At 71.2% G+C, this 21859-nt stretch carries 26 protein-coding genes; 13 read left to right on the forward strand and 13 right to left on the reverse strand.

What is annotated here, in order from left to right; genetic code table 11:
• Nucleotides 1-214: 214 nt before the first annotated feature.
• Complete coding sequence (gene rsmI, locus ACF09C_RS34450) at nucleotides 215-1075, reverse strand: 16S rRNA (cytidine(1402)-2'-O)-methyltransferase (RefSeq protein ID WP_392097228.1); 861 nt, start codon at nucleotides 1073-1075, stop codon at nucleotides 215-217.
• Between the two features lie 52 nt (nucleotides 1076-1127).
• On the opposite strand from rsmI, the gene ACF09C_RS34455 reads away from it, so the two are divergent.
• The 5 genes from ACF09C_RS34455 (at nucleotide 1128) to ACF09C_RS34475 (ending at nucleotide 6788) form a co-directional block, all read left to right on the forward strand.
• Nucleotides 1128-2873, forward strand: a complete 1746-nt coding sequence (locus ACF09C_RS34455) for a dolichyl-phosphate-mannose--protein mannosyltransferase (protein WP_392097230.1) — start codon at nucleotides 1128-1130, stop codon at nucleotides 2871-2873.
• Nucleotides 2874-3135: 262 nt separating this feature from the next.
• Nucleotides 3136-3552, forward strand: coding sequence for a hypothetical protein (locus tag ACF09C_RS34460; protein WP_392097231.1), 417 nt, complete (start codon nucleotides 3136-3138; stop codon nucleotides 3550-3552).
• A gap of 614 nt (nucleotides 3553-4166) precedes the next feature.
• Nucleotides 4167-5360: a pentapeptide repeat-containing protein gene (locus ACF09C_RS34465; protein ID WP_392097233.1), complete on the forward strand. Its 1194-nt coding sequence runs from the start codon at nucleotides 4167-4169 to the stop codon at nucleotides 5358-5360.
• A gap of 569 nt (nucleotides 5361-5929) precedes the next feature.
• Entirely contained in the window at nucleotides 5930-6397 is a 468-nt protein-coding gene (locus ACF09C_RS34470) for a hypothetical protein (RefSeq protein ID WP_392097235.1), read from the forward strand.
• Between the two features lie 181 nt (nucleotides 6398-6578).
• The gene (locus ACF09C_RS34475) at nucleotides 6579-6788 is read left to right on the forward strand and encodes a hypothetical protein (RefSeq protein WP_392097236.1); all 210 of its coding nucleotides are present in this window, start codon (nucleotides 6579-6581) and stop codon (nucleotides 6786-6788) included.
• 86 nt (nucleotides 6789-6874) lie between these two features.
• Here ACF09C_RS34475 and ACF09C_RS34480 read toward each other — a convergent pair whose 3' ends face one another.
• The 3 genes from ACF09C_RS34480 to ACF09C_RS34490 all read right to left on the reverse strand — a co-directional run bounded on the left by ACF09C_RS34480 (nucleotide 6875) and on the right by ACF09C_RS34490 (nucleotide 7857).
• Nucleotides 6875-7114, reverse strand: coding sequence for a hypothetical protein (locus ACF09C_RS34480; protein ID WP_392097237.1), 240 nt, complete (start codon nucleotides 7112-7114; stop codon nucleotides 6875-6877).
• 114 nt (nucleotides 7115-7228) lie between these two features.
• Nucleotides 7229-7468, reverse strand: coding sequence for a hypothetical protein (locus tag ACF09C_RS34485; RefSeq protein WP_392097239.1), 240 nt, complete (start codon nucleotides 7466-7468; stop codon nucleotides 7229-7231).
• Between the two features lie 74 nt (nucleotides 7469-7542).
• On the reverse strand, nucleotides 7543-7857 hold the full coding sequence (locus tag ACF09C_RS34490; RefSeq protein ID WP_392097240.1) for a hypothetical protein: 315 nt from the start codon (nucleotides 7855-7857) through the stop codon (nucleotides 7543-7545).
• Nucleotides 7858-7988: 131 nt separating this feature from the next.
• On the opposite strand from ACF09C_RS34490, the gene ACF09C_RS34495 reads away from it, so the two are divergent.
• Nucleotides 7989-8228 (forward strand): hypothetical protein, encoded by a 240-nt coding sequence (locus tag ACF09C_RS34495; protein ID WP_392097241.1) that lies wholly within the window; start codon nucleotides 7989-7991, stop codon nucleotides 8226-8228.
• 39 nt (nucleotides 8229-8267) lie between these two features.
• Here the strand turns inward: ACF09C_RS34495 and ACF09C_RS34500 are convergent, their stop codons facing one another.
• A complete protein-coding gene (locus tag ACF09C_RS34500) occupies nucleotides 8268-9086 on the reverse strand; it encodes a hypothetical protein (RefSeq protein ID WP_392097243.1) in 819 nt (272 codons plus the stop codon).
• Between the two features lie 326 nt (nucleotides 9087-9412).
• On the opposite strand from ACF09C_RS34500, the gene ACF09C_RS34505 reads away from it, so the two are divergent.
• From ACF09C_RS34505 to ACF09C_RS34515, 3 genes are all read left to right on the forward strand, one after another.
• Nucleotides 9413-11050 (forward strand): penicillin-binding transpeptidase domain-containing protein, encoded by a 1638-nt coding sequence (locus tag ACF09C_RS34505; RefSeq protein ID WP_392097244.1) that lies wholly within the window; start codon nucleotides 9413-9415, stop codon nucleotides 11048-11050.
• Between the two features lie 137 nt (nucleotides 11051-11187).
• Complete coding sequence (locus ACF09C_RS34510; RefSeq protein WP_392097245.1) at nucleotides 11188-11679, forward strand: YbaK/EbsC family protein; 492 nt, start codon at nucleotides 11188-11190, stop codon at nucleotides 11677-11679.
• Nucleotides 11676-12527 carry an EamA family transporter gene (locus tag ACF09C_RS34515; RefSeq protein WP_392097246.1) on the forward strand — a complete coding sequence of 284 codons (852 nt, stop codon included), beginning with the start codon at nucleotides 11676-11678 and terminating at the stop codon, nucleotides 12525-12527. Before ACF09C_RS34510 ends, ACF09C_RS34515 begins: the two co-directional genes overlap by 4 nt.
• Before the next feature lie 128 nt (nucleotides 12528-12655).
• On the opposite strand, the gene ACF09C_RS34520 is transcribed toward ACF09C_RS34515, so the two are convergent.
• Together ACF09C_RS34520 and ACF09C_RS34525 are read right to left on the reverse strand one after the other, a co-directional pair.
• Nucleotides 12656-13231: a GNAT family N-acetyltransferase gene (locus ACF09C_RS34520; protein ID WP_392097247.1), complete on the reverse strand. Its 576-nt coding sequence runs from the start codon at nucleotides 13229-13231 to the stop codon at nucleotides 12656-12658.
• Between the two features lie 50 nt (nucleotides 13232-13281).
• Nucleotides 13282-14040 carry an SDR family NAD(P)-dependent oxidoreductase gene (locus ACF09C_RS34525; RefSeq protein WP_392097248.1) on the reverse strand — a complete coding sequence of 253 codons (759 nt, stop codon included), beginning with the start codon at nucleotides 14038-14040 and terminating at the stop codon, nucleotides 13282-13284.
• Between the two features lie 181 nt (nucleotides 14041-14221).
• Between ACF09C_RS34525 and ACF09C_RS34530 the strand changes: the two genes are divergently transcribed.
• Nucleotides 14222-14953, forward strand: a complete 732-nt coding sequence (locus ACF09C_RS34530) for a dienelactone hydrolase family protein (RefSeq protein WP_392097250.1) — start codon at nucleotides 14222-14224, stop codon at nucleotides 14951-14953.
• Between the two features lie 132 nt (nucleotides 14954-15085).
• Nucleotides 15086-15568: a GNAT family N-acetyltransferase gene (locus ACF09C_RS34535; RefSeq protein WP_392097350.1), complete on the forward strand. Its 483-nt coding sequence runs from the start codon at nucleotides 15086-15088 to the stop codon at nucleotides 15566-15568.
• Between the two features lie 60 nt (nucleotides 15569-15628).
• On the opposite strand, the gene ACF09C_RS34540 is transcribed toward ACF09C_RS34535, so the two are convergent.
• The gene (locus tag ACF09C_RS34540) at nucleotides 15629-16144 is read right to left on the reverse strand and encodes a DinB family protein (protein ID WP_392097251.1); all 516 of its coding nucleotides are present in this window, start codon (nucleotides 16142-16144) and stop codon (nucleotides 15629-15631) included.
• Between the two features lie 263 nt (nucleotides 16145-16407).
• On the opposite strand from ACF09C_RS34540, the gene ACF09C_RS34545 reads away from it, so the two are divergent.
• Nucleotides 16408-16917 carry a cupin domain-containing protein gene (locus ACF09C_RS34545; RefSeq protein ID WP_392097252.1) on the forward strand — a complete coding sequence of 170 codons (510 nt, stop codon included), beginning with the start codon at nucleotides 16408-16410 and terminating at the stop codon, nucleotides 16915-16917.
• On the opposite strand, the gene ACF09C_RS34550 is transcribed toward ACF09C_RS34545, so the two are convergent.
• From ACF09C_RS34550 to ACF09C_RS34565, 4 genes are all read right to left on the reverse strand, one after another.
• On the reverse strand, nucleotides 16914-18086 hold the full coding sequence (locus ACF09C_RS34550; protein WP_392097254.1) for a serine hydrolase domain-containing protein: 1173 nt from the start codon (nucleotides 18084-18086) through the stop codon (nucleotides 16914-16916). The two genes, ACF09C_RS34545 and ACF09C_RS34550, sit on opposite strands and share 4 nt — an antisense overlap.
• 98 nt (nucleotides 18087-18184) lie before the next feature.
• Nucleotides 18185-18934 (reverse strand): energy-coupling factor ABC transporter ATP-binding protein, encoded by a 750-nt coding sequence (locus tag ACF09C_RS34555; protein WP_392097256.1) that lies wholly within the window; start codon nucleotides 18932-18934, stop codon nucleotides 18185-18187.
• Nucleotides 18931-19695, reverse strand: a complete 765-nt coding sequence (gene cbiQ / locus ACF09C_RS34560) for a cobalt ECF transporter T component CbiQ (protein WP_392097257.1) — start codon at nucleotides 19693-19695, stop codon at nucleotides 18931-18933. The genes ACF09C_RS34555 and cbiQ overlap by 4 nt, the downstream gene beginning before the upstream one ends.
• A gap of 14 nt (nucleotides 19696-19709) precedes the next feature.
• On the reverse strand, nucleotides 19710-20741 hold the full coding sequence (locus ACF09C_RS34565) for an energy-coupling factor ABC transporter permease (protein WP_392097259.1): 1032 nt from the start codon (nucleotides 20739-20741) through the stop codon (nucleotides 19710-19712).
• A 133-nt stretch (nucleotides 20742-20874) separates the two neighbouring features.
• Between ACF09C_RS34565 and ACF09C_RS34570 the strand changes: the two genes are divergently transcribed.
• The gene (locus ACF09C_RS34570; protein WP_392097261.1) at nucleotides 20875-21234 is read left to right on the forward strand and encodes an SsgA family sporulation/cell division regulator; all 360 of its coding nucleotides are present in this window, start codon (nucleotides 20875-20877) and stop codon (nucleotides 21232-21234) included.
• A gap of 48 nt (nucleotides 21235-21282) precedes the next feature.
• On the opposite strand, the gene ACF09C_RS34575 is transcribed toward ACF09C_RS34570, so the two are convergent.
• Nucleotides 21283-21666: a DUF4440 domain-containing protein gene (locus tag ACF09C_RS34575; RefSeq protein ID WP_392097263.1), complete on the reverse strand. Its 384-nt coding sequence runs from the start codon at nucleotides 21664-21666 to the stop codon at nucleotides 21283-21285.
• Nucleotides 21667-21859: the final 193 nt, after the last annotated feature.

Here is a 21859-nt window from a genome sequence, read left to right on the forward strand (position 1 = left end):
CACCGACCAGTGGACGCCTTTTCGGGCCGGAGCGCATCAGCGCCGGTCGAACAATGGAAGGCTCTTGGGCCTTCCCTTGCTCTCAGGCCCTCAGGAGGCCCGCCGCACGGGGTTTCGCTTTGCTTTTCACGATAGCTCTTTACCCATTCCTGAGCTTCTCAGGGAATTCCCGGGGATTGCCCGACCCGCTTTTTTCCTTTCCGCCCGGCTCGGCTCAGCCGCGCTCGGCGTTCTTCGCGGCGACGACGGCGTCGAAGACCTCGCGCTTGGGCAGGCCCGCCTCGGCGGCGACCGCCGCGATGGCCTCCTTGCGCCGCTCCCCCGCCTCCTCGCGCACCCGCACCCTGCGCACCAGTTCCTCGGCGTCCAGCTCGGCGGGGGCGGCCTCGGGGGCGCCCTCGACGACGACGGTGATCTCGCCCCGCACACCGTCCTTCGCCCACTCGGCGAGTTCGCCGAGCGGGCCGCGCTTGATCTCCTCGTACGTCTTGGTCAGTTCGCGGCAGACGGCGGCGCGCCGGTCGGCGCCGAAGACCTCGGCCATCGCGGCGAGGGTGTCGTCGAGGCGGTGCGGGGCCTCGAAGTAGACGAGGGTGCGGCGCTCGTCGGCGACCTCGCGGAGCCGGCCGAGCCGCTCGCCGGCCTTGCGCGGCAGGAAGCCCTCGAAGCAGAAGCGGTCCACGGGCAGCCCGGACAGGGCGAGCGCGGTGAGCACGGCGGAGGGGCCGGGGACGGCGGTGACCTTGATGTCCTGCTCGACGGCGGCGGCGACGAGCCGGTAGCCGGGGTCGGAGACGGAGGGCATGCCCGCGTCGGTGACCAGGAGCACCCGGGCGCCGCCGACGAGCGCCTCGACCAGTTCGGGCGTACGGGCGGACTCGTTGCCCTCGAAGTAGGAGACGACCCGGCCCGAGGTGTGCACGCCGAGGGCCCTGGTCAGGCCGCGCAGCCGCCGGGTGTCCTCGGCCGCGACGATGTCGGCGGTCTCCAGCTCGGCCGCGAGCCGAGGCGGCGCGTCCGCGATGTCCCCGATGGGCGTTCCTGCGAGTACCAGCGTTCCTGTCACAAGGGTCATCCTCGCAGCCCGGACGGAGGACTCGCACAGAAGCGTTCCCTACGATGGCGCGGTGACCAGTACCGCACCCGAGACCCTGCAGGGTCAGCGCGCCGTGGAAGAGCCCCCGTCGTGGCAGCAGCGTCTGCGGCGCTTCGGCTACACGCCCCCCGCGAAGAGCGTCGCGGGCCCGGGCCTCCGGGAGCGTCTCGTACCGCCGTACACGCGGCCCTCGGAGCGGATGTGGTCGCTGCTCGGGCTCTCGGCGGGCGCCGGGGAGCGGGTGTGGCGGCTGGCCGGCTGGGGCGGTCCGCTGCTCGTCGCGCTGGTCGCGGGCGTGCTCCGGTTCTGGAACCTGGGCAAGCCGCACGCGGTGATATTCGACGAGACGTACTACGCGAAGGACTCCTGGGCGCTGATCAACCAGGGGTACGAGGGCGCCTGGCCGAAGGACATCGACAAGACGATCCTGAACGACCCGGACTCGGTGCTGATCCCGACGGACCCGGGCTATGTCGTCCATCCGCCGATGGGCAAGTGGGTCATCGGTCTGGGCGAGAAGCTCATCGGCTTCGAGCCGTTCGGCTGGCGCTTCATGGTGGCGCTGCTCGGCACGCTGTCGGTCCTGATGCTCTGCCGTATCGGCCGCCGCCTGTTCCGCTCCACGTTCCTGGGCTGCCTGGCGGGCCTGCTGCTCGCGGTGGACGGCCTGCACTTCGTGATGAGCCGTACGGCGCTGCTCGACCAGGTCCTGATGTTCTTCGTGCTCGCGTCGTTCGCGTGCCTGGTCCTGGACCGGGACTGGGCGAGGCGGCGGCTCGCGGCGGCGCTGCCGGTGGACGAGGAGGGGGTGCTGCGGCCGGACGCGGACGTCGCGGAGACGCTGCGGCTCGGCTGGCGGCCGTGGCGGATCGCGGCGGGCGTGTCGCTGGGGCTCGCGGCGGCGACGAAGTGGAACGGCCTGTACGTGATGGTCGCCTTCGGGCTGCTCACGGTGCTGTGGGACGTGGGCGCCCGTCGCACGGCGGGCGCGTTCCGCCCGTACGTGGCGGTGCTGAAGCGGGACCTGATCCCGGCGTTCGTCTCGGTGGTGCCTGTCGCGATCGTCACGTACCTGGTGACGTGGACGGGCTGGATCGTCACGGACAAGGGCTACTTCCGCAACTGGGCGGAGGAGCAGGACAAGGTGAACGGCGGCGGCTTCTGGTCGGCCGTCCTGCCGGACTGGCTGCGCAGCCTGTGGCACTACGAGAGCGAGGTCTACACGTTCCACGTGGGCCTGAACTCGCCGCACACGTACGAGTCGAACCCGTGGAGCTGGATCGTCCTCGGCCGCCCGGTCTCGTACTTCTACGAGTCCCCGGCCCCGGGCACGGCGGGCTGCCCGTCGACCGCGACGGAGAAGTGCGCCCAGGAGGTCCTGGCCCTCGGCACGCCCCTGCTGTGGTGGGCGGCCTGCTTCGCGATCCTGTACGTCCTGTGGCGCTGGTTCTTCCGCCGCGACTGGCGCGCGGGCGCGATCGCGTGCGGCATCGCAGCGGGCTGGCTGCCGTGGTTCCTCTACCAGGAACGCACGATCTTCCTCTTCTACGCGGTCGTCTTCGTCCCCTTCCTGTGCCTCGCGGTGACGATGATGCTCGGCGCGATGATCGGCCCAGCGGGCTCCTCGGAACGCCGCCGGACGTTCGGGGCGGTGGGCGCGGGAGTCCTGGTCCTGCTCATCGTCTGGAACTTCATCTACTTCTGGCCGATCTACACGGGCACGTCGATCCCGATGGACCAGTGGCGCAACCGGATGTGGCTGGACACCTGGGTCTAGCTGCTGAGACACCCCAAGAGGGCCCGACCGCCGGTCGGGCCCTCTTGGTCGTTGTGGGTGGCCGTCGGCGGCCCCTCGACGGCCCACAGACGGCCCGGGAGGGCCCCGGAGGCCAGCCACGGGACCGTCCCGGCGCAGGACTTCCACTCGGGTGGCCGCTCGCGGTCGCGATGCGAACAGGGCGAGGCGAGACTGTGTCGGAGGCGGCGGCCCGCCCTCTTGGTGCGTGACGGTCGCTGCTCTGTTCAGGAAGGTGGAGACCATGGCGGAGATGTCCGGCGGGGCGCGGAAAGGCACGACGCGGTCCCACGACAGCCAATGGGTCACCGGCCCGCACCTCTTCGCGGGTGTGGCTCTGGAGTTGAGTGGGACGCTCAGCATTCTCATGGGCGCCGCCGGCATCGGACAGGAATCCATCTTCAGGGCACCCGGGTACGCATACCGGTTCGACGTGACGGCCTGGGGCTGGCTGCACGTGGCCATCGGGGTCGTGCTGATCGCCGCGGGTCTGGGGGTGCTGCTCGGCCAGAGCTGGGCCAAGGGCGCCGGTGTGGCGGTGGGTGCGGTGAGCCTCATCAGCCAGTTCATGTTCATCCCGTACTACCCGGGGTGGTCGATCATCGTGATGGTCCTCGACCTCGCCGCCATTTGGACACTGGCAAGATTCAGCGCGCCGTAGAGCGCGTCCTGCGTGTGCGGCGGATAGCCCTGCGCGGTCTCCGCCGCTGCTCAGGTCCGTGTTGCTTCTGGCCGATCTACACGGGCACGTCGATCCCGATGGACCAGTGGCGCAACCGGATGTGGCTGGACACCTGGGTCTAGTGGGGGGCACGCGTGCCGATTTCCGAGACGAGAGACCAGCCCACCGCGCTGCGGAGGCCGGTGGGTTCTTCGTTCTCCGCACGGGGCCCTGGCTTGTCGCCCCCTTGTCGCTTGTCGCTTGTCTTGTCGCTTGTCGCCACGCAGGTCAGAGGCCGTTTCCGCGCCTCGGGAGGGCACACAGACACCCATACGACAAGTGACAAGCGACAAGACAAGTCGCAGAGCGCATAGGACTTCGCTCCGACGGCGGCGGCACCGCAGCGCGAGCGAAGCGAGCTGCCAAGGGTCGAGCGGCCAGCGGCCGCCCCTTCTAGTCGTTGTGAGCGTGCGTGATCCCGGATCTTCGAGTGCGATGGAGGGATGAGAGTGGGACGGCCACGGCCGCGTCGGTTGGCGGTCCATCGGCGGGCTGCGGCAGGAGAACGCCGGATCCGCGGCGGCCGTCGGGGCGACGGCGGCGCGGGCGGGTCGGTGTGGCTGGCTCTGGCAGCAAGCCTGCCAGGCCTAGCTGCGCTGGGTGCGCTGCTGTTCACCTGGATGTCGGTGCGGCAAACCGGGACAGAGCTGCGGATCGCCGAGGAGGGCCAGATCACCAACCGCTTCAACGCAGCTGTTGCGCATCTGGGGTCAGACTCGCAGGATGTGCGTTTCGGGGGCATTTACGCGCTCGAACGCATCATGCAGGACTCTCCCCGCGACCAGGCCAGGGTCGTTTCGGTGCTGTCGGCGTACGTCCGTACCCACGCAGGAGTCCCCAAAAGCGGCTTCGCTCCTATGAAGGAAAGCGAGAAGCTCTCGCCGCCCACCGACGTGGAGGCCGTAGCGCAGGTGCTCGCCGGTCGCCCACGTGGTCAGGACGGACGGGCGAAGGTCGACTTGGCGGGTGCGGATCTGCGAGGTATGGAGCTGCGGCATGACGCCGCCCCGCCCCAGGGAGCTCCTCCGGTCCCTCGCCTCTTCCTTGATGCCGCGAGGCTGAACCAGGCAGATCTACGAAAGGCGACCCTCGCGGGCGTTGACCTGAACGCTGCCTCGTGCGGCAGAGTTAACCTGGCCAATGCCTACCTCCTGGACGTTGATCTGGACCGCGCGAACATGCAGGGGGCAGACCTGACGCGTGCGCGCCTGAAGGGCACCACGAGTCTGGTGGGGTCGTACCTAGGCGGCGCGACCCTCGTCGAGGCCGATCTGACCAGCACGAACCTGCGGCAAGTAGACCTGCGGAACGCGAAGCTGACCGGCGCCGACCTGACCGGCGCGGATCTGTCCGGAGCCACCCTGGCCGGCGCCGACCTGCGGAACAGCACCCTGTATGGCGCCCACCTGAGCAAGGCGAACCTGATCGAGGCGAAGCTGGCCCGCGCCGACCTGCGGAACGCGAAGCTGGGCGCCTCGTCTCTGTCCCGCGCCAACCTGAGCAGAACGCGCCTTTGGTACGCCGACCTGGGTGGCGCCAACCTTAGCGGTGCGGACCTTCGGGGGGCCGACCTCCTAGAGACCAAGCTGACCGGCGCGAACCTGACGAACGCTGACCTGTCGAAGGCCTTCCTCGTGAGCGTCGATCTCTCCGGCGCGATCCTCACCGGCGCGCGGTTCGACGGGGCGGTCCTCAGCGGCAGCGTGCGGTTCGACGGGGCCATTGGAGTTCCGGACGGCGTGCGGTAGAGGTTCTGCCTCAGCAAGGAGCGTCCCTATTGCAGCTGGAAGGCAGACCGACCTCTGTTGCTAGACCTAGCAACAGAGGTCGCTAGGGACTGGATCACGCACGGCCTTTCGCGAGGTCAACCCCGACCCCACGCCAGCGCCGCCCTGGACGACGGACTCATCACCAAGAACCCCTGCAAGGCTCGCTCGATCCAGATCTCGAAGGCCAGTCCGCCCCGCGTTGTCCCCTGGACGGTGAACCAGGTGTTCGCCGTCCGGGACGCGCTGCCGGAACACCTGCGGGCGGCCGTCGGCGTGGCCGGCGGCTGCGGGCTGCGGGCTGCGCCAGGGCAAGGTGTTCGGGCTCTCCGAGGAGGAGCTGGGCTGCGACGGCGGGTGGCTCTCCGCAGGGCACCAACTCAAATGAATTCGGGGCAAGTTCGTCGTCGCTCTACCCAAGGGCGGCAAAGTCCGTGACGTGCCGTTGCCCGCCACGGTGGGCGCCCTTCGGATGCCCACCCTCCTCCCACGAGCGAGCCTCAAGCGGATATCCCACTGAGGTATCGGCCCTCCCGAAGTAGTCTGCGCCCGTGGCTGAGGAATGGGACGTGCGGCAACTGACGGCAGACGGATTCGAGCATGTCTACGTCGAGTTGGACTGGTACGACGGCCTGTCCGCAGGGCTGGTCGACATCATCGGGGTTGCCCACTACTTCCAGCGTCACGATGTCGACTTCTCCGTGGCCCCGGAGAACTACTTCGTCTGGCCGGCGGACGCGGCGTCGGTCGCGCTGGAGCGGGAACAGTGGGCCATCTTCGTCGACTGGAACAACCGCTTCGAGCAGGGAACAGCGAGCGGCGCACAGCACCCGGGGATTGGCGGCGTCCATGCTCGGTACGACGAGCTGACGGCATTGCTCTCCGCCCAACGGCACGCACCCGCCGACGCAAAGCTGCTGCGAGCCGAATGGCGCCTCGACGACGGGGCCCGCTACCGCGCGGACGGGCTCGACGTCTGGGTGAGATGGCATGAGCCGACGGGGCAGACAGGGACTTGATCACGGCCCAGGGACGGTCCAGTAGCCGCCGTACGGGCCTTGATGGTGGTTGTTGGCGGGCCAGCGGTGCCCGTTGGCGGCCCTCGGGCGGCCCGGGCGTGCAGGAGCTGGAGGGGGGTGCTCTGTCCAGCAACCTCCTGAGGAACTCCCGCCGACGAGGCAGGCTGACTATCCTCGCGTCGTGAACAGCGACGCGTACCACCTGATGTGGGGAGGCATCGCTCTCGTGGGCGGGGGGCTCCTAGCCGCGAACGTCTGGAGGGCGGCCGACCGGTTCCAGGCGATGTCCTACGCCTACCGAGCTTGGCCGGGCAGCGTCATCACGTGCAGGGTGATGGGAGGCGTCTTCTCCCTCTTGGGGGCGGGGGTCCTTGTTGCCGCCGCGCTCTGAACCGCGCGCGCGGGACAAGGGCGCCCGGACCGCTCCGTGACAGCACCCACCGCACCAAGGCCTTCAAGGCTGCCCGCATCGCACGTTCAGGATGAAGTCTCCGCGCGCTCGGGCACCTCACGGTCGAGCGTCGCCGCGGTTGCTTCCCGGCTGCGGATCAACTTCCGTGTCTGGGTCCAGCACTCCATGACTCCGGCGACGCCCATGAAGACGTACAGGACTCGCGAGACCAGCAACTGCGCATCAGCGGCAAGGAAGCAACCGAGCACACCAAGCGCTAGTGGCCCTCCGGCGTTGCGGAGCCAGAGCTCGATCCTGTCCCACATGTCCCCGCCCCTCGCTCCCGCCGCCTGAGGGCGGGAGCATGAGAGTACGAGGCGAGCGGAACGGTCTTCGAGTGGGGGCTTCTCGTGACGAGCTGTGGCGAGGGTAGCGGCGCTCTACTCGTAGATGGTGGCGGCGTGGAGGGCTCGGGCCATGAAGGTCGAGTCTCCGTCGGCCGGAAACTGCTCTCCCGCGTTGCGGTACGCACCGTGGGCGTCGTGCACCCACGCGGCGAGCGCTTCAAGGAAGTCGTCGAGGGTGCCGTTCTCCCACTCGTGGCCACGGGAGCGGAAGTCTTTGTGCAGGTCGCGCAGGAAGGCGACCATGTCTTCACGAGTGCGAGGTTCGGGGAGCATGACCAGAAACGTACCCGGCGTGCTTGCACCGAGAGTTACCGGAGAGTGGTCACGCGGTCAGCGGCGGAGCCGCCTCATGTTCGAGCTGCGTCGAGCTCGGCCGCCAGCACAGCCGACTCGTACAGGAGAGCGAAGTACTTGGTCGCGTACTCGTCATCGGCAATGGACGGAAGGGTCTTGCCAAGGACCTCGATGCGTGCCAGCAGGACGCCTCGGCGCCAGTCGTCCAGGGGGCCTGTCAAGGCAGACACGACGCAGCCGGACAGCATCGTGTCCACCATCGCCATGCACACACCCTCGGGCTCTCGCTGGGTGAAGCCCGGAGGAAAGGGCATGACCCTGGACTCGTCCCACAGTCGTTGCAGCCGATCCGGCTTCGTCTCCGCCATGCCGGTGATCATGCCTTGCGACCGCGTGCCACGGGATCACGCTCCCCGACCCACCTTGCTCCGCCTCTGAGGTGGTCGACCGGGGTGGGTGCGTACGATTCGGGGTGGTGAGAAGGATCAAGGGGCGGGTCGTGAGCCTCGTTTGTGCTGCCGCGTTGCTCGGCGGCGGCGGGTGGTTCGTCACTCAGAGCGTGCACTCCGAGTGTGACGTCGCGGTCTCGTACTTCGCCGACAGCAACGGCGACCCCTTGCCCGACAAGGACGGGGTTGTCCGGAGCGTCGACGAACTCGCCGAGCTCGCCTACTGGGAGAAGGTGCGTGCCGGGGACTGCGAGCCGCCTGCCGCTCGTTGGCGGCAGTGGTTCCGCTGAGGAGGAGCACCCGGGGGGCCGGGTGCTCCCCCGTTCGGTTCAGGCCGCCGTGCAGGTCGCTTCCGCGGTGACCTTCTGGGCCGTGCCCGTGGGGTTCTCGGCGGTGATCTGCCATCCGGTGCCGTCGGGGAGCGGGCGGGAGGCGCCGATGAAGGCCTGGCCGCTGGGGAACGAGCCGCCGCCGCTGGCCACTTGGCCGGGGTCGCAGTGGGCGGTCGCGATCCCCTCGGCGCCGGGCTGAAGGGTGATCTGGCTGCTGAGGCGCGGCTCATGGACGATCGTCGAGCACAGGACGACCGCGTTGAAGCTCTGCGTGGTGTTCGAGTTGTTGAACACCACGGCGTGGTACGAGCGGGTCCCCCCGGAGAACCGCAGGCCGACGACGTCCGTGCCCGACGTCTCCCAGCCTCCGCCGGTGGGCGACTGGTTGGTGGGGCAGCTGAGGAAGCTGCTGACGCTCTGCTGGTGGGGGTCGACCGTGAGAGGGGAGTCGGCCAGGCGGGTGTGGGACCCGGTGGCGCAGACGACGAAGGCCGCCCCGCGCCGCTCGACGCCCGACTCGTTGCTGAACTTGACCTCCCACCCGTTGCCGCGGGGCGTGGAGGCGGTCATGAAGAGCCCCGTGCCCGACCTGACGGCGCCGCCCCCGCTCGGTTGACGGCCGGCTGGGCAGGGCGCGAAGGCCGTTCTGGTCTGCCCCGCCGGGACGACGACGGTGCCGCCCTGACTCCCGACGTGGTCTGCGGGCGCCGCGGCCCTGGATCCGGGGGTGGGCGCGCCGATCGCGGCGTCGGCCATCCCCGCGGTGAGGGGCAGGGCGGCCACCGCGGCCATCAGGGGAATCTTGATCCACTTCACTTCGTACTCCTTGGTTCCGGTACGGGTACGGGTGCTCGTGCGGTTTGGCACATGCCAAGCGGATATGACCCTTCGAACCGGGTGAATCACTCGGGTGCGTCGATTCGGTTCAAGACCTTCACCCGCGCGAGCGGCGCCGCCCCGGTCCGGCCGCGCCCTGCGCCACGTCCGCGGCCGCCTGACGAGGTCATGGCGGCCCAGGAAGCGGCCTCAACCCCCTCCGCATACGAACACGCGATCGACAGCCGCCCGTGACAACGTGCGCACTGGATGCTTGACTGAGCAACCTGAGACTGCTGGGGCTTCTGGGGAGGGGAACCACAGGGATGCGCAGTGGGGTGAAGGTTGCGATCGTCGGCGGGGTCTTCGTCGTCGTGGCGGGCGGGGTCGCCTACGGGGGGTACAACCTCTGGCAGGGCGTCAGCGGGGGTGCCGGTGGAGGCGTCTCCGCCGCGAAGTCCGAGGAGAAGCGGAGCGGTCCCGTCACCGCGGAGGAGATCACCAACACCGCCGCGGAGTTCCTCGCCGCGTGGGCGGCCGGTGAGCCCGAGAAGGCCGGGCAGTTGACCAACAACCCGGTCGACGCCGGGCCGGCCGTGGCCGACTTCGGGGTGGGCGCGAAGGTCTCCGCGGCCGAGATCGTCCCCGGCACGCCCGTCGGGCCGAAGGTGCCGTTCACGGTGAAGGCGACCGTGACGTACGAAGGCCAGTCGAAGCCCTGGACGTACACCTCCGAACTGACCGTCGTCCGCGGGCTCTCCACCGGACGGGCCCTCGTCGACTGGAAGCCGGCCGTCATCCACCCCAAGCTCACCGAGGGCGCGACCCTGCGCACCGGACCGGCCAAGACCGGCGAGATCAAGGCGGTCGACCGCAAGGGCGTGGAGCTGACGGCGGAGAAGTACCCGTCCCTCGGCCCGATCCTGGCCCAGCTCCGTGAGAAGTACGGGGCGAAGGTCGGCGGGCAGCCGGGGGTGGAGACCTGGATCGAGTCCGGTACGGAAGGCGGACCGGTCACCACGCTCGCCACCCACGTCAAGGGCAAGCCCGGGCGTCTTCAGACGACCATCGACGCCCCGACGCAGGCCGCCGCCGAGCGGGCCGTGCAGCAGTACGGGGAGGGGTCGGTGGTGGCGGTCAAGCCGTCCACCGGTGAGGTGCGCGCCGTCGCCAACGCCCCCGCGGCCGGCTTCAACGCGGCGTTCGAGGGCAAGCAGGCCCCCGGCTCCACGTGGAAGATCGTCACCGCGGCGCTGCTCCTGGAGAAGGGGCTCGTGACCGCGAACGGACCCGCGGAGTGTCCGCCGACCGCCCGCTACTACACCCGTACGATCAGCAACCTCAAGGACTTCTCGCTCGGCACCGTCCCCTTCAAGCGGAGCTTCGCCCGGTCCTGCAACACCGCCTTCGTCAAGCTGATCGACGACGTCGACGACGACTCCGCGCTCGCCAAGGAGGCCCGGGACGTCTTCGGCATCGGCCTCGACTGGAAGACCGGCATCGTCTCGGTCGACGGGTCCATCCCCGAGGAGACGCAGGGTGCGGCGGCGGAGCAGTACATCGGGCAGGGCACGGTCCAGATGAACGTGCTCAACATCGCCTCGGTCACCGCCACCGCGAAGTACGGCACGTTCAAGCAGCCCTTCCTGGTGTCGAAGGACCTCGACGGGCGGACCTTCGCCGAGGCCTCGCGCTCCCTGTCGCCCTCGGTGTCGAGCCAGCTGCGCGCGATGATGCGGGCGGCGGCGACCGGCGAGGGAACGGCCGCCGGGGCGATGGCCTCGGTCGGCGGGCAGGACAAGGGCGCGAAGACGGGGTCGGCCGAGGTCGACGGCCAGGCCACCTCCAACAGCTGGTTCACCGGCTACTCCGACGACCTCGTGGCGGCCGCCGTCGTCCAGTCCGGCGGGCACGGCGGGGACGCGGCGGGGAAGGTCGTCGCGAGCGTGCTCCGGGCGGGGTAGGCGGTGCCAGGGTCGGGCGGTGCACGGTACGGGCGGTGAGGTCCTGCTTCGGGCCTGGCCCGTGCGGCGTGAGGACCCGCTTCGTCCGGCGGGAATACAGTCGCGTGGTCCGTACACCGAACGCTAGCGTGCGGGCCATGAGCTCACCCGAATCCCCCGCGCACCCCCAGTTCGCCGCCGCACTTCGGGACCTCGGTCTCGACGACGTCGAGATCCGCCGCTTCCCCGACGAGACCCGCACGGCCCTCCAGGCCGCCGAGGCCATCGGCTGCGAGGTGGCCGAGATCGTCAAGTCGCTGGTCTTCGCGGCGGACGGGGTTCCGGTGCTCGTGCTGATGGACGGCGCGTCGCGGGTGGACGTGGAGCGGGTGCGGGCCGAGCTGGGCGCCGAGGCCGTGACGCGGGTCGACGCGAAGGTCGTCCGGGAGACGACCGGGTACGCGATCGGGGGCGTCCCGCCTTTCGGTCACCGCACCCGGACCCGGGTGCTGGCCGACCGGGGGCTGCTCGACCACACTGTGGTCTGGGCCGCCGCCGGCAACCCGCACACCGTGTTCGCCCTCGACCCGAAGTCGCTGATCGCCCACGCGGGCGGCGCGCTGGTGGACGTCCGCGAGCGGACCGCGTGACCCCCCTGGTCGTCGCGGCGGTGCTGCTGGCCGCCGTGACCCACGCCGCCTGGAACGCGATGGCCCACACCGTCCGCGACCAGCTGCTCTCGTTCACCCTCATATCCGGCGGCGGCGCGCTGATCGGTGGCGTCGCGGCCGTCTTCGTACCGCTGCCGGCGGCCGGGGCGTGGCCGTACCTCGTCGCCTCCGCCGTCCTGCACGTGGCGTACATGATGCTGCTGATGCGGTCGTTCACGCTGGGCGACTTCGGGCAGATGTATCCGATCGCGCGCGGTACGGCCCCGCTGGCGGTGACCTTCCTCGCGGCGGTCTTCGTCGACGAGATCCCCAGCGGCCCGCAGCTCGCCGGAGTCGCGGTCGCCTGCGCCGGCCTGACCGGCCTGGCCCTGTGGGGCATCCGGGGCTCGGGCCGCCGCCCCGACTGGGCGGCGCTGCTCGCGGCCGGGGCGACGGGCCTCGCCATCGCGGGCTACACGGTCGTCGACGGCGTCGGGGTCCGCGCCTCCGGCACACCGCTCGGGTACATCGCCTGGCTGATGGTCCTGGAGGGCGTGGCCATCCCGGCGTACGCCCTGTGGACCCGGCGCGGGGCCCTGCCGTCGCAGCTCCGCCCGTACGCCGCCCGGGGCATGCTCGGGGCGGCCCTGTCGGTCGCCGCGTACGGACTCGTCCTGTGGGCCCAGACCCGGGCGCCGCTCGCGCCGATCGCGGCGCTGCGCGAGTCGTCGATCATCGTGGGTGCCGCGATCGGGGCGCTGCTCTTCAAGGAGCGCTTCGGCGGACCGAGGATCGCGGCGGCGGGGCTGATGGTGGTCGGCATCGGTCTGATGCTGACCACGGCGTAGGAGCCGCCGGGACCGCAGGTCGAGTGCCGACCACGGCCTAGGAGCTCCGAGGACCGCAGGTCGAGTGCCGACCACGGCCTAGGAGCTCCGAGGACCGCAGGTCGAGTGCCGACCACGGCGTAGGGCTGCTAGGACCGCAGGTCGAGGCGCATCAGGACGCGGGGGTGGCCGGCGAGCACGGAGGTGGTGTCGGCGGCGTGGACGAACCCGGCCCGTTCGAAGTTCTTCCGCAGCCCGGCGTACGCCATGGTCAGATCGACCTTCGCGTCCCCGTTGTCGAGCGGGTACGCCTCGATCGCCGGGGCGCCGTGGGCGCGGGCGAACTCGACGGCGCCGGTGATGAGGGCGTGCGAGATCCCCTGCTTGCGGTGGCCGGGGCGGACCCGCACGCACCACAGCGACCAGACCGGCAGGTCGTCGACGTACGGGATCTTCCGGCTGCGCGCGAAGGAGGTGTCCGCGCGGGGCGCGACGGCGGCCCAGCCGACGGGCTCGTCCCCGTCGTAGGCCAGCACCCCCGGGGGCGTCGCGCCCCGGCACAGCTCGGCGACGTACGCGCCGCGCTCCGGCCCGCGCAGCTCGTTGTTGAGCTTGGACGGGACGCGGTAGCTCAGGCACCAGCAGACGTTGGCGTCCGGCGACTTCGGGCCGAGCACGGCCCGCACGTCCGCGAATTCGGAGGCCGGCCGCACGTTGATGGTCATGGCACCAGCCTGCCACGACGTGCGCTCGCCGCGACGTCGACTGCCGCCCGTCAGAACTCCCCGAGCACCTCGCCGAAGTGCGTGTTGACGGCCAGCAGCCCGCCGTCCACCCGCAGCGTGGTGCCGGTGACCCAGGCGGCGTCCGCCGAGGCGAGGAAGGCGACGGCGCCCGCGACGTCGTCGGGGGTGCCGACCCGGCCGAGCGGGTACACGCGCTCGGCGAGCGCGGTGAGTTGCTCCTGCCGGTCCTGCCAGCCGCGCGTGGCGATGGTCCCGGGCGTGACCTGGTTGACCCGTACGCCGTGCGGGGCCGCCTCGCCGGCGAGGGTACGGGTGAAGGAGGCGAGTCCTGCCTTGGCGGCGCTGTAGGCGTGTTTGCCGAAGTACGCCTCGGCGTTGACGGATCCGATGTTGACGATCGCCCCTCGTCCGCCGGCCGCGGCGAGCAGCGGCATGGCGGCCCGCGCGCACCGGACGGCCCCCATGAGGGTCACGTCCCACTGCTCCCGCCACTCCTCGTCGTGGTCCTCCGCGAGGTCGGGCGCGAAGGCGTTGTTAACGAGCACGTCGAGCCGTCCGAACGCGTCACGGGCGTACGCGACGGCCGCCGCCACCGAGTCGGCGTCCCCCACGTCGCACCGCACGACCCGCACCCCGCCCACCCCGTCGAAGGTCTTCCGCGCGGCGTCCTCGTCCACGTCCGCGACGACGACCCGCGCCCCTTCCCAGCGAAGCCGCCGCACCACGGCGGCCCCGATCCCCTGCGCCCCACCGGTGACGAACGCCGTATACCCCTGAAACCTGTCCATGCCCCGATCTCACACCGCTGTCACCGAACACACCAGTCTCCCCCGTGATACGTTGCCGTCGCCGTGCGTGACCATGCGAAACGAAGGAGGTGAGACCGATCAACGCTTCGACAGATCGGGACTCCCTCCTCCGCATGGCCGGGGAGTGCCCGAAGTAGGCATTCCGAAAGGCTGAAACGCTATGCGCTTCATCTCCGAGACGTCGGCCGACGGCGTCCGTGAACAACTCTTCCTGCTCGACGAGATCCCCGGTGTCCTGTGGACGCCCGAAGGGGCCGTCGGCGCACGCCCGTTGGTCGTCATGGGACACGGCGGCGGACAGCACAAGAAGGCGCCGGGCGTGCTGGGCAGGGCGCGGCGGTTCGTCGAGGAGTGCGGGTTCGCCGTGGTGGCGGTCGATGTACCGGCCCATGGCGACCGGCCGAAGGTCGAGGAGTTCGACCGGATCGTGGCCGACAACCAGGCACGGGTGGAGGCCGGTGAGGAACTGGCCCCGCTGATCGCCGAGTTCCAGGCCCTCGTGGCCCGTCGGACCGTGCCCGAGTGGCGGGCCGTCGTCGATGCCGTACAGGGTGTCGCGCACGTGGGGGCCGGGCCCGTCGGGTACTGGGGCGTGTCGTTGGGCTGCGGGCTCGGCGTACCGTTCGTCGCCGCCGAACCCCGGGTCCGTGCGGCGGTCCTGGGTCTCGGCGGGGCGCTCGCCACCGCCGAGGACGCCGCGCGGATCACCGTCCCCGTCGAGTTCCTCGTCCAGTGGGACGACGAACGCGTGCCCCGGGACCAGAGCCTGGCCCTCTTCAGCGCGCTGGGATCCGCCGAGAAGTCGCTGCACGCCAACCCGGGCCGGCACGGGGAGATCCCCGGCTTCGAACTGGACAGCGCCGTACGGTTCTTCGCCCGGCACCTGCGCTGAGACATCCCATACGGATTCCACGGCGGCGCCCGACGGCGTACGCCCGATGACGCGCGACAACGCCCGAAGACGTCCGCCGTGGATCCGCCCTTGACCAACAACACCGAGCAGTCGAACAGGAAGACGCGCACGATGACGCAGGAATTCACCGACCGCCAGAGCCGCCGCGTGGCGCTGGAGGAGATCGACGACGACAACTGGCGGGCCGTCGCGGACGTGGCCCCGGCCGACGACCAGCGTCGGTTCGTGGCCGCCCTCGGAGCCCGCTACCTGCTGCTCTCCGCACGCGGTGGGGTCTGGAACTCCCTCGGGGTCCGGGCCGGCGAGGAGATCGTGGGGCACGTGATGTGGGCCTTCGACGACGAGGACGCCTCCCACTGGATCGGCGGCATGATCGTCAACGCCGCCGAGCAGGGGAAGGGCGTCGGCCAGGCCACCATGCGGGCCATGATCGAGCGCCTCTCGGCCCTTCCGGAGTGCCGGGAGATCCGCCTCTCGTACCACCCGGACAACGCGCACGCCGCCCGCCTCTACGCCTCCCTCGGCTTCGCGCCCACCGGCGACCGGGAGGACGAGGAGATCGTGGCGGCCCTGGCCGTGGCGCGGGCGGCCTGACGCCGGGGCGGGGCGGGCGGAACGCTCCGCCCCGCCCCGCCCCGCCGTGCCCGCGCTCGGCTACACGCCCGTCCGGCCGTCGAGGAGTTCGCGGACGACGTCCAGGTGCCCGTTGTGGCGGGAGGTCTCCTCGATGAGGTGCAGGTACACCCAGCGGAGGTCCACGTACCGGCCGTCGCGAATGGGGCGCTTGGCCTTCGCGTCCAGGTCGTGGTCCGCGAGGAGTTCGCGGTAGCGGGCGCTCTGCTCCTCGTACTCGGCGAGGAGTTGCGGCAGCGGGATGTCCACCGCGGTCCGCATCTCGGGGTCGGGGTCCTCCTCCGTCGCGTCGACGAGCGGGCCTCCGTCCTCCTGGCCGAGGAAGACGACGTGCACCCACCAGTGCTCGACCCAGCGCAGGTGGCTGATCAGCCCGCACAGGGTCATCAGCGGCGAGTCGGGGAGCGGGGACCGGCGGGCGTCCTCCGGCGACACGCCCTCGCACTTGGCGCGGGCCGTGTCACGGGCGTAGTCGAGGAAGGTGTTCAGCTGCGTGCGCTCGTCCCAGGCGGGAGGCGTATCGGTTCGTCGAGTCATCGCGGGAAGTGTGCAGGAGGCCGGGGTGGGTGTCGAGCGGATTTGGCGCCGCGCCCCCGACGCGGCTGCGTCGGGCCTGCGATGAGCCTGCGACGCGCCTGTGCGCCTGGGCCGTTGGGCCTCTGGCGGGCCCTGTGCGTCGCCTAGGTCGTCGGTCCTCCGCCTCCGTACGTACAAGATCGTTCCGGCGGCCGATGCGGCCTCCCGTGCCCGCGCGACAGCATGACAGCGGAGACCGAAACGATCCTGCCGAAGGAGCGCACATGTCCTACCCCGAAGACCTCGTCTACCCCGAGCCGCGCTACGACGGAGACAAGGGGGAGGTGAACGCCGTCTTCCGGCCCGCGACCACTCCCGCCGACATCTCCTCGCCCGGCGGCTCCACCCACTACCTCGCCACCAACACCTCGACCGGTGGCGAATACGGCTTCTACAAGGTCGACCTGGCCGCCCGCGCCGCCGGGGCCAAGCCGCACTTCCACAAGGCCATGTCGGAGTCCTTCTACATCCTCTCCGGTGAACTGGAGCTCTACGACGGCGACAAGTGGGTCACGGGCCGCGAGGGCGACTTCCTCTACGTGCCGGTCGGCGGAGTGCACGGCTTCAAGAACGTGACCGACGAGCCCATGTCCATGCTCATGCTCTTCTCCCCCGGCGCCCCGCGCGAGGAGTACTTCGAGCAGGTCGCGGAGGTCGCGCGGCGCGGGCCCGAGGAGCTGAAGCGGTTCCGCGTCCGGCACGACAGCTACTTCGTCGAGGACTTCGAGGACTAGCGCCCCTGGAGGCTCGCCCCGACCGCCCGGACCAGCGCCTGGGCGCGCGGGTCCGCCGTCACCGTCTTGCGCATGCCGTTCGTGACGTAGCCGAAGGCGATCGAGGACTCCGGGTCCGCGAAGCCCAGGGAGCCGCCGCGGCCGGGGTGGCCGAAGGAGGTGGGGCCGAGGAGCGGGGACGCCGGGCCGTGCAGCATGTGGCCCAGGCCGAAGCGGGTGCCGACCATCAGGACGCGGTCGGGGCCCGCGGACTCCTCCGTGCGGGCCAGGGTGAGCGTCGCCGGGGCGAAGAGGCGGGGGCCGCCGTCGACCGGGCCGAGGGCGGAGGCGTAGAAGCGGGCGAGAGCGCGGGCCGTGGAGACGCCGCCCGAGCCGGGCAGTTCGGCGGCCCGGTAGACCGGGTCGTTCTCGTCGGGCTTGGGGTCGATCACGCCGAACGCGCGGCGCGTGAGCGAGTTCGGGTCGCGGTAGGCCTCGGTGACCGAGCGCTTGGGGCGGAGCCTGAGCGCGCCGCTGTCCGAGGGCTCGACCTCCTCGATCGGACCGAGGCGGCCGACGCGGTGCGCCTCGTCGGCCGGCAGGCCTATCCAGAGGTCGAGGCCGAGCGGGCGGGCGATCTCCTCGGCGACCCAGCGCCCGATCGTGCGGCCGGTGACCCGGTGGACGAGGCCGGAGAGCAGCCAGCTGAAGGTGTGCGCGTGGTAGCCGTGGGCGGTCCCCGGTGCCCAGACGGGGGCCTGCGCGGCGATCGCCGCCTGGGCGATCTGCGGGTCGACGGCCTCCGCGAGCGTCAGCGGACGGTCCAGGACCGGCACCCCGGCCTGGTGCGCCAGGAGCTGCCGTACGCTCACCCGCTCCTTGCCGGCCGCCTTGAACTCCGGCCAGTACGTGCCGACCGGCGCGTCCAGGTCGAGCTGGCCGCGCTGGTGCAGCAGCAGGGGTACGGCGGCGGCGACGCCCTTGGTCGCCGAGCGGACCACCTGCGCGGTGTCCACGGCCCAGGGCTCCTGGCCGTCGACATCACGCGTCCCGGCCCACAGGTCGACGACCTTGACCCCGTCGCGGTAGACGGCGACCGCGGCGCCCCGCTCGCCCCGCTGCTCGAAGTTGCGCAGGAACGCGTCCCTGACCGGCTCGAACCCCGCCGCCACCGTGCCCCGGACGTCCACGTCCCCACGCTCCTTCCCACTCGTCTGCCCCCATGGTGCAACGTCGGCCCGAAGGCTCCGATTCCGGGGTGGTGAAGGGGCGGGAACGGCGGGAACGGTCAGGCCGTCGTCTTCGGCACGAAGCCGTACGGGAGCTCCAGGCGGTTGCGCGCCATCAGCTCCTCGTCCGCGAGGACGTCCGCCGTGGGCCCGTCGCCCGCGATGACGCCCTCGCTGAGGATCACCGAGCGCGGGCAGAGCTCCGCCGCGTACGGGAGGTCGTGGGTGACCATCAGGACGGTCACGTCCAGCGAGCGCAGCACGTCCGCGAGCTCGCGGCGCGAGGCCGGGTCCAGGTTGGAGGAGGGTTCGTCCAGGACGAGGATCTCCGGCTCCATCGCGAGCACGGTCGCGACCGCCACCCGCCGCCGCTGCCCGAACGACAGGTGGTGGGGCGGCCGGTCCGCGTACTCCGCCATGCCGACCCGCGCGAGCGCCTTCGTCACGACGGCTTCCAGTTCGGCGCCGCGCAGCCCGGCCGCCGCCGGGCCGAAGGCGACGTCCTCGCGGACGGTCGGCATGAACAGCTGGTCGTCCGGGTCCTGGAAGACGATCCCGACCCGGCGCCGGATCTCGGCCAGGTTCCGCTTCTCCACCGGCAGCCCGGCGACGGAGACCGTGCCCGCGCCGCCGGTGAGGATGCCGTTGAGGTGGAGGACGAGGGTGGTCTTGCCGGCGCCGTTGGGGCCGAGGAGCGCGACCCGCTCGCCGCGTCCGACGGTCAGGTCGACGCCGAAGAGGGCCTGGTGGCCGTCGGGGTAGGCGTAGGCGAGGCCGCGGACTTCCAACGAGGGGGCGGGGGTCGTCATCGGAGGGTCCATCCCAGGAGGCAGATCAGGAGTGCGGTGAACGGGAGTGAGGCTGCCAGGACCCACTGGGACCGGGTCGCCGTCACCTCGTCGATGACGGGCATGGTGCCCGCGTACCCCCGGCTGACCATCGCCAGGTGGACACGTTCGCCGCGCTCGTAGGAGCGGATGAAGAGCGCGCCGGCGGACTTGGCGAGGACGCCCCAGTGCCGGACGCCCCGCGCCTCGAAGCCGCGGGAGCGGCGGGCGATCGACATCCGGCGCATCTCGTCCGTGATCACGTCGCCGTACCGGATCATGAAGGAGGCGATCTGGACGAGGAGCGGCGGGAGCTTCAGCCGCTGGAGGCCGAGGAGCAGCTCGCGCAGTTCGGTGGTGGCGGCGAGGAGCACGGAGGCGGCGACGCCGAGGGTGCCCTTGGCGAGCACGTTCCAGGCGCCCCAGAGGCCGGGGACGGAGAGCGAGATCCCGAGGACCTCGGTCCGCTCGCCCGGCACCACGAAGGGCATGAGGACCGCGAAGGCGACGAAGGGGATCTCGATCAGCAGGCGGCGCAGCAGGAAGCCGGCCGGGATCCTGGCCTTCGCGGCGACGAGCGCGAGGAGCAGGGCGTAGCCGCCGAAGGCCCAGACCGCCTCGCGGGGCGTGGAGACCACGACCACCACGAAGGCGAGGACGGCGGCGAGCTTGGTGTGCGGGGGCAGCGCGTGGACCGGCGAGTCGCCTCGCCGGTACAGCTTGTGCGCGTGTCCCGCACCCATGTCGTCGGAGCCGGTCAGACCTGGGCGCCGTCGCTCTGCTTGCGGCGGCGTACGGCCCAGAAGGCGCCGGTGCCGACGGCGAGGGTCGCGCCGACCCCGATCACGCCCGCGAGACCGCCGGAGAGACGGGCCGCCTCGATGCCCTTGACGCCGTAGTCGGCGAGCGGGGAGTCGGCCGCGGCGTGGTCCTCGACCTTCGCGTCGATGCCCTGGTCGGCGGCGACCTTCTCCAGGCCGTCGGGGCTGGCGGAGGCGTAGAAGGAGACGAAGCCGGCCAGCACGAGGGCGGCGACCAGGCCGCCGATCCAGACCTTCTTCGGGGAGCCCGCCGCGGGGGCCGCTTCGGTGGCGGGCTCGGCGTCGACCAGTTCGCCGTTCACGCGCAGCTTGAGCGGGGCGGTCAGGCCACGGGCGCCGTACACGAGGTCGGGGCGGACGGCGATGACCGCGCCGACGGTCAGCATGGTGATGGCGGCCTCACCGATGCCGATCAGGGTGTGCACGCCGACCATCGCGGTGAGCACCTTGCCGAGCGGTACGTCGGTGGTGCCGCCGATCGCGTACACGAGGGTGAAGGCGGCGGCCGCGGCCGGCACGGAGACCAGCGCGGCGGCGAAGGAGGCCACGGTCACCGAGCGGCGGGTGCGGGGCAGGATCAGGACGAGGCCGCGGAAGAGCGCGTAGGCGACGACGACCGTGACCACGCCCATGACGGTGATGTTCACGCCGAGCGCGGTGAGTCCGCCGTCGGCGAAGAGGATGCCCTGCATCAGCAGGACGACGGCGATCACGAGGACGCCGGTGTACGGCCCCACCAGGATGGCTGCCAGGGCGCCGCCGAGCAGATGGCCACTGGTGCCGGCCGCTACGGGGAAGTTCAGCATCTGCACGGCGAAGATGAACGCGGCGACGAGCCCGGCCAGCGGCGCGGCCCGCTCGTCCAGCTCCTTGCGCGCTCCGCGCAGGCTGACGGCGACGGCGCCGGCGGCGACGAGCCCGGCGGCGACCGATACGGGGGCGTTGATGAATCCGTCAGGTACATGCACGTCCCGAATGATGAGCGCTGCTGCAAAGCACTTGCAAGAGCGCACAGATCACAGAAAGGCAGCGCTCGCCACGCGCGCGCCCCAAAATATGGGACATTAGTGGATAAATAAGACGAGTGTGAGGAGTGGCTCCATGTCCCCCACCGCGGACGACCATGAGGTCGAGGATCACGCCAAAGGCCGGATCATCAGCGACGCACCCCTCTCCCGCCCCGTCCCGGTCGCGCTGCGCTACGACCCCGACTTCACCCCCGCCACCGTCCGCTTCGTCTTCCCCGGCAACATCGAGTGGTCCTTCCCCCGAGCCCTCCTCGAAACGGGTCTGCGCGCCCCCACGCGCCGCGGCGACATAGGCGTCTGGCCCTGCGGGCGGGTGCAGACCGTGGTCGAGTTCCATACGGACGACGGAGTGGCGGTCGTCCAGTTCGACACCACGGCCCTGCTCCGCTTCCTCAAGCACACGTACGCCGTGACGGCGACGATCAGCCCCTGAGGCAGCCGCTGAATCAGGCCCTGATACAGCCGTGAAGGGGCCCTCCGCTCAGGCCTCCGGCACCGGCGTGGCCTGGTGGTAGTACATCCGCCACCCCGACGCCTCGTCCCGCTTCCGCCAGATCGAGCTCCGCCGGGCCCGCCTGCCGTCGACGACCGTCTCGAACGTCAGGTGCACGATCCCCGGCGCCAGGACGGTGCCGGTCATCCCGCTCGGCACGTACTGCGGGCCGTCCTCGTCCGCGCCCTGCATGCCCGGCAGCGCCGCGAGCATCGACGCGCGGTCCCACCTGCGCCCCGAGGCGCCCACTTCGACGAACTCCGGGTCGAGGAGCCGACCCGACAGCTCCACCGACGACCGCACGGCCGGACTCAGCAGCTCCAACTCCCGCTCGACGACCTCGGCCACGATGGATTCGCTGTCCCTGTTCATCCGGGCATCCTGCCCCGGCCGACCTGGGCGGGCGCAAGCGGGTTTCGGAGCCGGCCGCCCCGGAACGCACCTGCGCCGCCCCCGCGTCGCGTACGACACGGAGGCGGCGCAGGGCCGCGTCGGCTCCCGTCCCCACAGGTTCCGGCGCGATCCGGGGCCCGGGCGCTCCTCCGCTCAAAGGAGCCGGCCCCGC

Origin of the sequence: Streptomyces sp. NPDC014870 (genome assembly GCF_043081505.1) — a bacterium.
GTDB lineage: Bacteria > Actinomycetota > Actinomycetes > Streptomycetales > Streptomycetaceae > Streptomyces.